16 protein-coding genes are annotated in these 12,449 nt (G+C 37.1%); 11 read left to right on the top strand and 5 right to left on the bottom strand.

Translation table 11 applies throughout. The annotated features are described in order from the left end of the window. Nucleotides 1–153 precede the first annotated feature (153 nt). The 3 genes from I858_RS09125 (at nucleotide 154) to I858_RS09115 (ending at nucleotide 1,993) form a co-directional block, all read left to right on the top strand. Nucleotides 154–990 carry a TetR family transcriptional regulator gene (locus I858_RS09125; protein ID WP_065524651.1) on the top strand — a complete coding sequence of 279 codons (837 nt, stop codon included), beginning with the start codon at nucleotides 154–156 and terminating at the stop codon, nucleotides 988–990. A gap of 123 nt (nucleotides 991–1,113) precedes the next feature. After that, entirely contained in the window at nucleotides 1,114–1,521 is a 408-nt protein-coding gene (locus tag I858_RS09120) for a DUF4279 domain-containing protein (protein ID WP_065524932.1), read from the top strand. 103 nt (nucleotides 1,522–1,624) lie between these two features. Next, entirely contained in the window at nucleotides 1,625–1,993 is a 369-nt protein-coding gene (locus tag I858_RS09115; protein WP_065524652.1) for a hypothetical protein, read from the top strand. Between the two features lie 896 nt (nucleotides 1,994–2,889). Here I858_RS09115 and I858_RS09105 read toward each other — a convergent pair. After that, nucleotides 2,890–3,258 carry a winged helix-turn-helix transcriptional regulator gene (locus I858_RS09105; protein ID WP_038703906.1) on the bottom strand — a complete coding sequence of 123 codons (369 nt, stop codon included), beginning with the start codon at nucleotides 3,256–3,258 and terminating at the stop codon, nucleotides 2,890–2,892. 123 nt (nucleotides 3,259–3,381) lie between these two features. On the opposite strand from I858_RS09105, the gene I858_RS09100 reads away from it, so the two are divergent. Next, complete coding sequence (locus I858_RS09100; protein WP_065524653.1) at nucleotides 3,382–3,732, top strand: DoxX family protein; 351 nt, start codon at nucleotides 3,382–3,384, stop codon at nucleotides 3,730–3,732. 334 nt (nucleotides 3,733–4,066) lie between these two features. Here the strand turns inward: I858_RS09100 and I858_RS09095 are convergent, their stop codons facing one another. Next, the gene (locus tag I858_RS09095) at nucleotides 4,067–4,603 is read right to left on the bottom strand and encodes a hypothetical protein (protein WP_162273622.1); all 537 of its coding nucleotides are present in this window, start codon (nucleotides 4,601–4,603) and stop codon (nucleotides 4,067–4,069) included. A 185-nt stretch (nucleotides 4,604–4,788) separates the two neighbouring features. Between I858_RS09095 and I858_RS09090 the strand changes: the two genes are divergently transcribed. Then, nucleotides 4,789–5,151, top strand: coding sequence for a hypothetical protein (locus I858_RS09090; RefSeq protein WP_157886510.1), 363 nt, complete (start codon nucleotides 4,789–4,791; stop codon nucleotides 5,149–5,151). A gap of 231 nt (nucleotides 5,152–5,382) precedes the next feature. On the opposite strand, the gene I858_RS09085 is transcribed toward I858_RS09090, so the two are convergent. Together I858_RS09085 and I858_RS09080 are read right to left on the bottom strand one after the other, a co-directional pair. Continuing rightward, nucleotides 5,383–6,177 (bottom strand): hypothetical protein, encoded by a 795-nt coding sequence (locus I858_RS09085; protein WP_065524656.1) that lies wholly within the window; start codon nucleotides 6,175–6,177, stop codon nucleotides 5,383–5,385. Beyond that, nucleotides 6,164–6,688, bottom strand: a complete 525-nt coding sequence (locus I858_RS09080; RefSeq protein ID WP_157886509.1) for an RNA polymerase sigma factor — start codon at nucleotides 6,686–6,688, stop codon at nucleotides 6,164–6,166. The genes I858_RS09085 and I858_RS09080 overlap by 14 nt, the downstream gene beginning before the upstream one ends. A gap of 345 nt (nucleotides 6,689–7,033) precedes the next feature. On the opposite strand from I858_RS09080, the gene I858_RS09075 reads away from it, so the two are divergent. Next, nucleotides 7,034–7,501 carry an SAP domain-containing protein gene (locus tag I858_RS09075; protein WP_065524658.1) on the top strand — a complete coding sequence of 156 codons (468 nt, stop codon included), beginning with the start codon at nucleotides 7,034–7,036 and terminating at the stop codon, nucleotides 7,499–7,501. On the opposite strand, the gene I858_RS09070 is transcribed toward I858_RS09075, so the two are convergent. Next, a protein-coding gene (locus tag I858_RS09070) for an IS3 family transposase (protein ID WP_157886508.1) occupies nucleotides 7,468–8,612 on the bottom strand; the annotation gives its coding sequence in 2 pieces (ribosomal slippage) (nucleotides 7,468–8,366 and nucleotides 8,366–8,612; 1,146 coding nt in all). The genes I858_RS09075 and I858_RS09070 overlap by 34 nt on opposite strands. Before the next feature lie 179 nt (nucleotides 8,613–8,791). Here I858_RS09070 and I858_RS09060 point away from each other — a divergent pair. The 5 genes from I858_RS09060 (at nucleotide 8,792) to I858_RS09040 (ending at nucleotide 12,393) form a co-directional block, all read left to right on the top strand. Next, nucleotides 8,792–9,469 (top strand): hypothetical protein, encoded by a 678-nt coding sequence (locus tag I858_RS09060; protein WP_157886507.1) that lies wholly within the window; start codon nucleotides 8,792–8,794, stop codon nucleotides 9,467–9,469. Between the two features lie 410 nt (nucleotides 9,470–9,879). Further along, nucleotides 9,880–10,161: an AbrB/MazE/SpoVT family DNA-binding domain-containing protein gene (locus tag I858_RS09055; RefSeq protein ID WP_065524661.1), complete on the top strand. Its 282-nt coding sequence runs from the start codon at nucleotides 9,880–9,882 to the stop codon at nucleotides 10,159–10,161. Between the two features lie 83 nt (nucleotides 10,162–10,244). After that, a complete protein-coding gene (locus I858_RS09050; RefSeq protein WP_065524662.1) occupies nucleotides 10,245–10,613 on the top strand; it encodes a type II toxin-antitoxin system PemK/MazF family toxin in 369 nt (122 codons plus the stop codon). A gap of 186 nt (nucleotides 10,614–10,799) precedes the next feature. Next, nucleotides 10,800–11,801, top strand: a complete 1,002-nt coding sequence (locus I858_RS09045) for an SMI1/KNR4 family protein (RefSeq protein ID WP_065524663.1) — start codon at nucleotides 10,800–10,802, stop codon at nucleotides 11,799–11,801. Nucleotides 11,802–12,030: 229 nt separating this feature from the next. Beyond that, nucleotides 12,031–12,393 (top strand): hypothetical protein, encoded by a 363-nt coding sequence (locus I858_RS09040; protein ID WP_065524664.1) that lies wholly within the window; start codon nucleotides 12,031–12,033, stop codon nucleotides 12,391–12,393. Nucleotides 12,394–12,449: the final 56 nt, after the last annotated feature.

Here is a 12,449-nt window from a genome sequence, read left to right as displayed (position 1 = left end):
TTGTTATTTTTTCTTTGTTTTTAAAGCGTTCGTAAAGCTGTACTTTTACGAACGGTTTTCTCTGTAAAATTAGCTAGCTTTTACATCTTTGCATTGGTACATTAAGGAAATAAAGAAAAAGAACTATTCGGTGTGAAATCAGGAGGAGTTATTTTGAGTCAGACATTAACCAAAGAGGTCATTTATACAGTTTCTTCCCAGCAAGAAAAGTCAGTAGAAATCGTTGACGCAGACTGGAGAGACAAGTACGGGTTGGCAGTAATTCTTCGTAGACATAAGAAAACCGTTGTTCAATTGAATGGTGTAGAAATAGCAGTGAGCTTTACATCATGCAAACTAACGAAGATTCGTTGGATTGATGACAATCGTTTTTTGACAGCTACCTATGAAAATGACAGAAGGAATATATTCATTGTAGACTCGTCTGGAAAACTTCTCTATTCCTTCAAGGGAGGAGAGGCGTTCGAAGAGATAGTCGTTGGGAAAGAAGGAATCTGGATCAGTTATTTTGACGAAGGGATTTTCGGTAACGGGATCTCTACCGAGGGACTCGTACTTTTCGATATGACCGGCAACATCCTCTTACGATACCATTCCGATTTATTGAATCCCAATTCAATAGCTGACTGTTATGCTCTTTGCAAAGGGAGAGGAACGTCTGTCTGGATTTTTCCTTATACTGATTTTCCTTTGGTTGAAATAAACTCAAAAGAGCGAACGAGTCGCACATATCCGGTTCCTGAATTGCTGCATGGCGCCCACGCACTATGCATCAGAGGAAAGTACGCTTACTTTTTTGATCCCTACAATTCGAATCAGAAAATGTATCAGTTGAAAATTGGCACACAGAAACCAGTGCTTTTGGGAACTGTCCAAGGAGCCCTAAGAGGGCTAGATCCATCAGAAACTAGCCACTTTATCTCCATTTCACTCAATCAGGAGATTGTACTTTATCAAGTAATGAATGGGGATGAATATCAATATATTTGAGACTGCAGTTTGCTGAGATTTGAATGTAACTTATGTGCAGTTAAGTTATATTCGCAGATTGAAAGAGTGGGTTTGTTTTGCTGCTTGTACAAAGGGGGAGATTGTATGGATGTTACAAAAGTTATGGCTTACTTCAGCATAGTTGGTAACTACTTCCAACCTGAGAAAATAACTGAAGAACTCGCCATTCAACCAACTGAAACGCATGTCAAAGGAGATATTATCAAGAAAACCAGTACTACTACTTCATCTGGAACCAGAAGAAGGGTAGAAACCGACTGGACATTGAGTACAGGATATCAAGAATCATCCGACATCAATGATCAACTAAAACCACTTTTGCGTTCGCTTGAAGGAAAAGAGAAAAACTTAATTCGGCTGAAAGAAGAATATGAACTAACGTATATTTTTATGATTGTCATCGAAATAGAAAATAATGAAAAACCTGCTATGTATTTTAAAAAAGACATTATCAATTTTGCTAGTACCATAGATGCTGAGATACAATTTGATCTTTACATATACAGTTAAAGGTTTATGTGTTTTGAATGCAACTTAATGTGAATTAAGTTGCATTCAAAACCGAAACTTTACAGCATTTTGATTTGAAGTTTAGTAGTGGAGGTTATAAAAATTGAAACTAAGTTGTCAAGAACTCGAAGAGAAATTAATGGCTACTCACTATATTGATTCAGAATTAAAGGGTTTAAACTATGATCATACCAAGCATTTAGTGACAATGAAATATATGGGTTTAAGCGATGTTGAGGGCGAAGAAAGAGAGTATACCGTTCTGTTTAAAGAATGTTTTTCAACCATCTTCAATAATTGGCTGGAAGGGGCAAAAGGAGATATTCCACAATCCCCCAATGACTTAGCTTTCTATTTTCATGACATCTCAATTAGAGAAATTTTAGTAGAAGACGTCCATCTTTATCAAGTTAAAATGGTTATTCCTATGATGGATTGTCAGATTACCTGTAAATCAATTGAGATATGTTAGAAGTTGAGAACGAATGTAACTTAATAGCAAGTAAGTTACATTCAAAAAAGCCAGACAAGGGGTTTAAATCCCTTGTCTGGCCACCTTAATTATTTACATATCGGCACTTAAGTCGTGCTTTGCCCATTCTCTTGATAGCGCGCTTTTTTACTTGGTTTTTTTATTCTCCAAAGGAAGAAGATCGTTAGCAAAATATAAAGTGCTGTAACAATAACAAAAAAGGTTTTATTTTGAGAATAGGAAAAGAAATCACTAGTAAACAAGATAATAAAGTACACGGCCCATAATCCTGCAATTCGAAGTACTTGGTTAGTAAAATTTGATTTAAACATATTATGTTCCTTTCGCTAGAAAATTTTAATATTTCACTCAGTATTATATATACCATTTTTCTCCATAAAGGTTTCGTTTTTCTAAAAAAAAGTAATTCAAAGAGATTTTTCTACTCATTTTGAATGTAACTTAAGTGTAAGTAAGTTACATTCAAAACACAGATTCAATTGCATTTCCGAAAAAGTGGGCAAAACTGAAGTTTTCAGAAAAATGATACATTCAAATGTCCATATTATAAGGCTTCAAGAACGTATCTTGAGTGAATAAAAATTTACATAACGCAGCTTATCAAAAGGCAAGAGGTTCAAGTATAAGCTTGTCACCTTTGTTTTCCTAATGCCTACTTGTAAATCGTCTTGTACGAGAAAACGCCTAACCAGTTTCCTGGTTAGGCGTTTAAGTTTTCTTTTTAAGTGCAATTTCATATGGTGTTTCTAGTTTTGTTAATCAATTCAGCTTCAATAAACTTACCTAATATCTTTTTTCATTCATAGCTAGGCTAATAGGAAAGTTTATTACAATAAATTTTTTCAAGAACTGGATCGTGATAAAAAGAGTGAGTATCAGCTCTTTTTTATTTGAATCTGATCTTCATAGTGTGTGCCATAAAGTTTATTTAAGTGCTCCAAGTGTTTAAAACCCCATTCATGCATAGACAATAAAGTAGGAGCTAGGCCTTTTCCATATTCGGTAATTGAGTATTCAACCTTTGGTGGGACTTGCGCATAGACTTTGCGGTTAACAATATTGTGGTATTCTAATTCTCTTAATTGGGTAGTCAGCATTTTTTTGGTTATCCCGGGAATCGAGCGTTGCAGTTCACTAAAACGCAAAATGCCATTATTCATTAGGTGGAAAAGAATTACGGGTTTCCATTTGCCAACGAGTAAATCAAGAGCTGTTTCGATTCCGCCATTACATTCAGTAGCCATTAAAATTCCTCCTCTATAGGTATCCTTTTGTATACTATGACACTTTAAAGTGCCTACTTCTCAATAAGTTTACTAGGGTTTATTATAGCCTTAGTAGTTGATTCGAAACAAGGAGGAAATTAAATGAACATAGCTTTATGGATTATCCAAGGATTATTGGCATTACTTTTTATTAGTGCGGGTACGACCAAGTTACAATATGAAAAGGCAAAAAAATCACTGCCGTGGGTCAGCAATCATTCGAAGGGCTTTATTGCATTTATTGGTATGGTCGAGGTTTTAGGAGGGATTGGATTAATACTGCCACTTGCTTTAGGCATAGTGCCAATTTTAACTCCCTTAGCGGCTCTAGGTTTATTACTGATTATGGTGTTTGCGACAATATTTCACGCGAAGCGGGGAGAATACAAAGCGATCGTTACTAATGTGATTATTATTGGCTTGGCATTACTTGTCGCAATCGTACGTTTTTAAAATTCACTTTCAGAATATGTGTAGCTTGTCTTAGATGATTAATGTAAGACAGGTAAAGCAGTAAATTAAAATAACTAAAAGGATATTCTCTTCAACAAGATTCATGCTGTTGTTGAGAGTATCTTATTTTATTTCAGTGTTTTTATTTATCGAAACGTGTCAGGTAAAAATATTTTGCGGTAAGAATAGTTTATTGGAAAGCACAAATTTTATAAAAAGAATTGTCTAGTTTACATATCGTAGCTTATCGGAAGCGAAGAAGCATAACCACGAGTTTCTTCTTTTTCTTGTGAATAGGAAAGTGGACTTTACGAAAGGTTCTTTTTTAAGGGAATTATCCTTTCCATATTTCTTCGGAAGAAATCCACTTTTCCTGGTTTAGGTCCAGCGTCCGTTCCTCATCGTGGATTTGCAAGTATATCGGCATCGGATGTTGGGCTCGTCTTCCAACTTTCCAGTTGGAAAGAAACCAGCTAAAAAAGACTTCCTGTTGTTTAGTGTCAATTTCCCATTCATGTTCTTCATAAAACTTCTCGTACTTTTCGAATTCAGAGTTGGACAAGGAAAAGTACGGGATCTCTTGTGAAGATACGTTGCTGACGAAATTTTCACCTTCCAAGAGCCCCATTACCTCATTTGCGTGGTTATCATACGCAAAGAGAACAAAAGTGAGTTCGAACCTGGAAGGTTCGATGTAGAGTGTAAACAGGAGATTCCTTGCATCCAGCGAACTTTCCAGTTCACGAACCTTGCGAAAGTACGCGAGCAAAAGATCATCCTTCTCCACTAAATTACTTGCGACTGAAGCGATGTAATCATCGACAACAAACATCTGACACCTGCTTTCAAGGTCTGTTTTTTTCTTCTGCATTCATTATAGAGCATCGTCTTAATTGGGAAACTCTTTTATGAAAATCCCATCTATAGGTGGCTGATAACTTTCCCAAGCAATGGATAGGCAGCTGAATGCCATTTTCCACCTTTCTGATAGGTGGTAGAATGGAGTGTCAGAAGACTGCTGCTACACAAGTCATAACCAAAAGAAGGCGCAAAAAGATGAAGAAAAATGATTACATGATCCAAACCGGTTTAACTAATAAAGGGGACTATGCTGTACAGGTAGAAATCAAGAGCGATGAAACAGAAGAACTGGCCATGGTCTTAGCAGGCATAAAAGCGCTGATTGGTACAATGGACTACACTTCTAGAAAGGATGGAGGAGACAGCACTTCAGAAGAGGATCGAGAAAGGTATAATCAGGCAATGAGAAAAATAATAGGCTATGTTGCGGATGATATCGGGTTAACTACCGGTTATTATATGGAGGAACTTCAGGCAAAGGTGTTTATTGATGAATATGATGAGCACACTGTGAACCCAGATGAGCAGATGGAGCTTATCAAAAAGTATTTTGACTAAAACAACATTACTCCCGCTGGGAATAAAGCTCGTTGAAATTTTTTTGTTAAAAGTAATTTGAATGGAAAGGATTAAAAACAAGTTGACATATCAAGAGTTATCGGAAGTGAAGAAGCTAAGATAGCGGTTCTCTTTTGGAGGTTTGCGTAAGCATACTTTTGTGAACGGAAGGTAAAGAGCGAAGAACAGTTAACTAAAATATAAAAAAAGCGCTACCAAAAGGCAGCGTCACTAAATATCTTCATTCATTTCTGCAAGTAAGTCATCCTTATCTAGAAATTGCAGCTTCTCAATTTTTCCTTCTTCAGAAGCAATGGCTTCACCTTCGAAAGAGTAGGACTGAACTTCTCCGTTTGCGTTTTCATAGTCCACTTGAAAAGTGAATTGAAACATGTTCAAATTGTTTTTATTCTGGCTGATGTTAATATCCGAAGCTGTCAGGTTGTAGTCGCCATCAAAATCACTGTACATAAAAGCAGGTGTTGTGGTTAAAAAAAGGTCATAGCCATTCTCGGTGAAATAAGAAGCGTACGTATCGACCATATAGTCCGTATAGTCTTGCCATATGGGTGTTTCCTGCAAAGCATCAAACTCTTCTTGAGTTTCTATATTGTTTTGGGCTTCCATGGCAGCTTCTGATAATTCTTTATACTTCTTGTCTGGTCCGTTGAACTCTTCTTCTATAACTGCTTGAATGGTTTCTTTGGTTTTTTCGACATCTATCTCTTCACTTGCTACCAAAGTAATTTCTTCACCCGTGTTAGTTCCTGTTGTCAAACCACTATCATTTTGAAGAATGTTTTGTGAAAGAAACAGAACCCCGGCGACTAAAAGGATCGAGCAAAGGACTAAACTAGAGGTAAATTTAAAGCCAGTGAAAAATCGGTTTCGGGACTCTTGCTTGTCCAAATTCAATAATAGTTGAGTATGCAATTTTGCTTTGTGCTTTTGGTTCCAACTAGTATCCTGTTCCAATTGTTTCAACTGATTGTCTAATGAAGTATGCATACCATCAGTTTTTTTCATGGATAATTCCCTCCTTGTTTAATTGCTTTTCCAGTGCAGAAAGTGCGCGAGAAAGCGTATTTTTTACTTTACTTTCTGACCAATTCAAAATTTCTCCGGTTTCTTCTATAGTGAATTCCTTAATTTTTCTCAGGATAATGACTTCGCGGTAAGCAGGTTTTAACAGACCTAACGCATGGTAAATTTCTGTTGAGCTTTCTTTTATCTCCACCAGTTCTTCAGGCAAAGTACTCGTGTTTTTTCCGAGAAATACAAGGTCTTTTAACAATTCCAAGGGCTTTTGTTTTCGTAAAAAATCGATGGTGAGATTATGGGCAATGCGAAAAAGCCAAGTTTTCGCATTTGCCTTGCGTTCAAAGGTATCATAATATCGAAATCCTTTAATAAACGTTTCTTGTGTTAAATCCTCCGCCTGTTGATAATCACGGACCATGAACAATATGTACCTGAATATCGAATCACTGTGCTGCTGGTACCAATCAGTGACTTCGTTTTTCCTCTCTCTAGTCAAAGAATCTCGCCCCCTCATTTATGATTTCTACTTGTTAGACGTAATGAAAAAACAAAAGTCGTTTTTTTTTGAAATTTATTTTAATTTTTCTCTTGTATAAGAAAAGTATACAAGAAGAATAGGTTTACATATGACACATTATCGGAAGTTATACTTAAAGCAAAGGGAGATGCTGGCTATTAGCATTCCCTTTACTTTATAGAAATTTTCATAACCTGTGATATGTAAACTGGAACAGTACAGAGCATAGATACGGAATCTACGAAAATGGTATGATTTATAATAGGCAATCAGCTCGTTATCCATTACGAAAGCCCTCGATAAAAAATATTAAGGAGCATTGTCATGACGAAATTTAGCCCACCTGCAATACACAACAATAATAGTATATATAAAGTTGAAGATATTCTAGTATTACATGAGTTAAATAAAAGACCAACTTATGTAAATGATCCTTTAGAAACCTTTTCTGGTCATACACACTCGATAGACTCGTTTAAAGCGAGAGATATATTTCTTGATTTTGTTCAAGTGGTTTCAAAATTACAAGAAAATAAATTGATAAGAGAGAACCTACCTAGAGAAATACTAAAGCATTTAACAGTTGTGGAAATGAAAAGTATCCTAAAGGCAATATCTAAACCAGTTAAAGGAACGAGAGATGTAGTAATTAATAGGATAGAGACTCATGCGAGTGATGAAGATATTCGTAATAATACAGATAAGAGATGTTTTGTTCTTACCGAACTCGGTTTAGAGGTTGGTACGTCAACACTAAATCAAACAACTTTTTTAAGGGCTGCGTTTCGATAAGTGACAGGGCTGGTATAGCCCAGACTGCTGTGTAGACGGACATGGTTGTACCAATTCACGTAATCAAACAGTTCAAGCGCTAGCTGGTTAAGCGTGTCAAAGCACATTCCGTTGATGAGTTCCGTCTTCAAAATCTTGAACGTGGCTTCCGCCACCGTATTATCGTAAGGGGTTCCTTTTTGGCTCAGCGACCGTTCGATTTGGTGCGTCTTTAATAGCGCATCGATGCCGGTGTTCTTGAATTCAGATCCGCGGTCTGTATGGAACAGCTTCACGGCTCCCAAGTCGCCTTTGACCGATGCGAAGGCACGTTGAACCAGGGCAGCGTCTTTACGCTCGCCCAGACTGTACCCCACAATTTCACGGTTGTATAAATCGAGAAGGAAACAAATATAGTTCCAGCGGCCGCCAACCTTTACATACGTCAGGTCGCTGACCAACACGGCGTTTTTCGCTGCCGGATTGAATTGGCGGTTCAGCACATTCCGGTATGTCGCTTCATTGGGAGGCGTGACCATCGGTTTGTAGGATGGCAGCGCGTATTTCGATTGGATGCCAAGTGACGCCATGAGGCGTCCAATACGGCGTCTCGAGATCACCCATTTCTTTCTGTTCGCCAACTCTTTTTTCAGCTTGCGTGTGCCATAGACGCGGCGATTCTCGTGGAAGATCGCCCAGATTTCGTCTTTCAACTCCTGTTCTGCTTGGGCTTTTTGGTGTGCTTTTTCTACCGAAACGGAAGTCTCATAGTAAAAGGTGCTGCGGGCAATTTGGAGGACAGTGCACATTGCTGATACTGAATAGAGGTGTTGATTCTGTTGGATAATCTCTATTTTCGTCCCATGATCAGTGCCGCTTGCTTTAAAATATCCACTTCCATCTCCAACTGCTTATTTCGTTTTTTGTAGGCAAGCAATTCCGTTTCCAAAGGGCTTCGGTTATCTTTTTCCTCGAACGAGCCAGTTTGATTGGATTGGGCAATCCACCGATCGAGGGCGGAAGCCGTCAGGTCGTATTCCCGGACAATATCCGGTCGGCTTTTTCCGCCTGCGTGCAGCGCCACGACCTGTTTTTTGAATTCCGGGGAAAATGTTCGTCTTTTTTGTGGCATGGTAGATTCTCCTCACGTATAGTGGACTATTCTACGCCCCCTTATTTTTTCTGTCCAACTAAGTGTAGACTATCCAGGTGCTAGAAAAGTATAAGAATGTGCTTTGGATACATAAGAATAAAAGGGATATTTTTAGGTATCCCTTTTATTACGAGAGTAAGTTTGACGAATATTATTTTATGAAACATTGGGATTTAGATTCACCTACTACAATAATTGATTATTATGAATCAAAAAATAGTGGAATAGTAGCACGTATATATCAGATAGAAAACAATCCAGAAAAATCATTTCTATATGGGCTTAGGAAATTAGCAGAAGAAATTAATTTGCAATTAGAAAAATGTAAAGAAGTTGGTTGGTTTAACACAAGTGCAGGATTAGGCGAATTTCTCTCCCTTCACGCTAGTCCAGAATTAGGCGAACCCCTGTCCTCCAAAACAATCTTCAAGGGTTTGACTATTAGTGATGATAATTTTGAGGAGATTCTAAAATATATCTATGACTTTGCAATAAAAGACCCTTCATTAGTATCTTTTGACAACTTTCATGAAATCATTATTGCTCTATTGACTAATCCTGGTGATGAACTATATAGAGAATTACTTGGAAACTTATCTAAGAGTATTAGAGAAAAATTTGGTCATAAACATTATGAAGATATAAATAACTATCATCAGAAAGGTTTTGATGATATAGAAAAAGAAGAGGAAGATGAGACCCTAATGGACATATTAGATTTACTTACTACTGATGAAAATAGAAAGTTAGAAATGGTGTTTGAGCTGATAGATCTTCTTGATTTAGAAGTAATAAAGGAAATGAAAGTGAAAATTGACAGCAGACTTACGAATTAGATATTACCTAAAACTAGAAGTGCAGAAGTTTTTATTTTCTTTGGCTCTTTTGTTTTTACGTACTTCATCTTTTATAGCAAATCTATCCTCTGAGCTTTCCCAACGCACATTTGTAAACTGTCAACCGGTGTGGGAATGGCTGATTTACAATGCAGCTAATCGATGTTATATAGAGGCTAATGGATAAACCGCTAAGAGGTATTTTTAAAAGCATGGGCTAAAAAGTTTACATATTCCGGATTATCGGAAGTAAAATAAACAGCTAGATGGATCAAAAGAGTTTATTGCGAATGGTGACTACTTTTTATCGAGTTCCATTATAGAAGAATCTTAAAAGAGCTATTGCTTGCCGAATGTAGATACATTGTATATACTCGGTATATAAATAGCACTCTGAGGAGTTGATTCACATGCCGCAAATCAAGCAGAAAGTTAGTCGCCGAGAGGCTAAACTTCAGAATTGGGGTAACAGTAAAGGAGTTCGGCTTACAAAAGATATCCTTGAGGAGGCAGGATTCAATGCAACTGATGATGTTGTATTTGATGTTGAGATTGAACCAAATCGAATTTCATTAGTTCGAAAAAGCCAGTTAACTCCGTTTCAAAAGTTATTTATTGGTTATAATGGTGAAAAACCTGAGCCTGAAGCACTTTGGGATGAAGTAGAACCAGTCGGAAAAGAAGATTGGTAAGCAATTAATAGGCTCAAAAATCGTTTGCCTGTACTTAATCCTCAATGGAAAAGTACAGGCACTATTTAATTGGAGGAGCAATGATGACAAGATTTTTTAAAGTTGGAGATATTATAAAGGTCGATATGTCGCCGGCAAAAGGGCACGAACAGCAAGGTTATCGTCCAGCCATCGTTGTTTCAGAAGAAAATGTACATAAAGAGACCGACTTAATTTGGGTCTTGCCAATTACCAATACGAATAAAGGTTACCCGACTCATGTACCGGTAAATGGAAGAACCAAGAATAACAAGAACAGCGTAGTAAATAATCAGACAATTGGGTATGTATTGTGTGAAAAGATAAAGGCAATTGATCCATTGGCTAGAGCTGCACGATTAACAGACGAGGCCGATCAAGAGTTGATTGAAGAATGCAAGGCTATCATCGATGCCATTACTTTTATAGGGTAAAGAAAGGAAGACCAATCATTATGATTGGTCTTTTTGAGTACTGGAACTCATTTTTTGTCCGTAAACTTGTACTTTTATGCATGCTTTTATTTCCAAAATTATCTAGCTATTCATGAGAGTTCTAAGTATATTTAAGCTAAGTGGTCCAAATCAATTCTTAAAGATAATAAAATAGAGGTGAATATTTTGGCGACAAGTATTTGGGAAGAAGAGAGTCATGAATTTAAGCTACAATCTCTGACAGATGACATGGTAACAAGTGCAGAAGAAATGTTCGGTATAACATTTCTTGACGCTTACCTAGCAATTCTTAAAGAACAAAATGGAGGACGTATTCTTTATAATGCTTTTCCCCATTCTATGGCTCCGGTCCAGTATGACGCATTTATTCCGGTTGATCATATTAAAGGAATTGGCCTTCAGAACGGCATTCTTGATAATGCTTATTTTTTGAATGAGTGGGACATGCCAGAAGGACTCATTCTATTTAGCGGGGATGGACATACCTGGCTTGCTATGGATTATCGCAATATCGTTTCAAACCCTCCGATTGTTTACGTGGACAATGAGGCAGAGCAGATCACACAAGTTGCAGGAAGTTTTGATGAATTTTTAACCAAGTTATCTATTGAGCAATCTGATGCTTGTGAAGAAGATGGAGATGCAGTAGAGGAATACAGTGAACAAGACCTTGAAAGGTTTATCCAACAAAACAAATGTGATGAATTGGTGATGGCTTTGGTGCACTTGTCGTATACCGATGTCGATGTGAAATGGTTTGGTAAACGATTACAGGAATTAAGCGTACATCCGAGTGAAGTCGTGAGAATTGAAGTGGCCCGAATTATCTGGGGCATGACTCACCAGTTGGAAGATCCCACGCTCAATAGATTGTTGGCACATTTTGAAAAAGATTTAGAAAGTGATGTTCAACTGTTTGCTGACTTGATCAAGGAAAAAATGAATTATCCTTTTGAAAAATTAAGAGAAGACGTGGAACTAACAGGAATGGAAAGCTTTTCTTATCAAGGTGAAATTTATCATGTGAACGAACATTCGAACCTTTGGCATTTGTCCGATTACCAAACGGATTTTCAATCCTATCCTACAGTAGGGGATCTATTGGAGAACGCCACCATTAACGGTAAACTGCTAAAAGAAATCTGGAGCCAGGTAAAGAAAGTGTAATCTAACTGTCCTCTTCTTTTATATTGCAGTTCTTAGCTTCCGCTTCTCGAGGAACAACATGATTAATTTTGAATTTGAATATACTTTGAAAAGAAAGACAAAAATAACTGATGAAAATAGAGAAAGATTCTTAGGAATATCCAATTGGAAGTTTTGGCATAAAGAGTAGGAATTGAATGTAACTTATGTGCAGATAAGTTACATTCAATTAGCAAATGGGAGTGAAGATATGTGGCGTTTAAAAAAGATTTTGCACAAGTGGATCTTTGAAAAATACCATCAATTTGCAGAGGAATTAGGTTATCCGAATTGGGATATCACTTTTGAAAATACTTTTGGTATATATGAAATGGAAGGAGATACTTGGTACTCTGCGACACAGCTTCCCAATAAAAAATGGGCTGTATGGAATGATGACGAGGCAGAACCACCTTATGCTTTTGAAGTATTTTCATCTTGGAATGAAGCCATTAAAAAGCTTCGAAAGTTGTTTGAGGAAAGTGGACTGCCAGAAGATCACTGGAGACCCGAAGGATTTGATGAAGGTGAAGATGTGTTTTTGAAAGAACCTGATAGAGAGAAAATGCTTTAATTCACTAGGAATTTGAATGTAACTTATTGTGAATTAAGTTATATTCAAAAGACCGT

It is taken from the genome of Planococcus versutus, from assembly GCF_001186155.3.
Classification (GTDB): domain Bacteria; phylum Bacillota; class Bacilli; order Bacillales_A; family Planococcaceae; genus Planococcus; species Planococcus versutus.
Note: the sequence above shows the minus strand (reverse complement) of the source record. Positions and strands in the feature narration are given on the sequence as shown.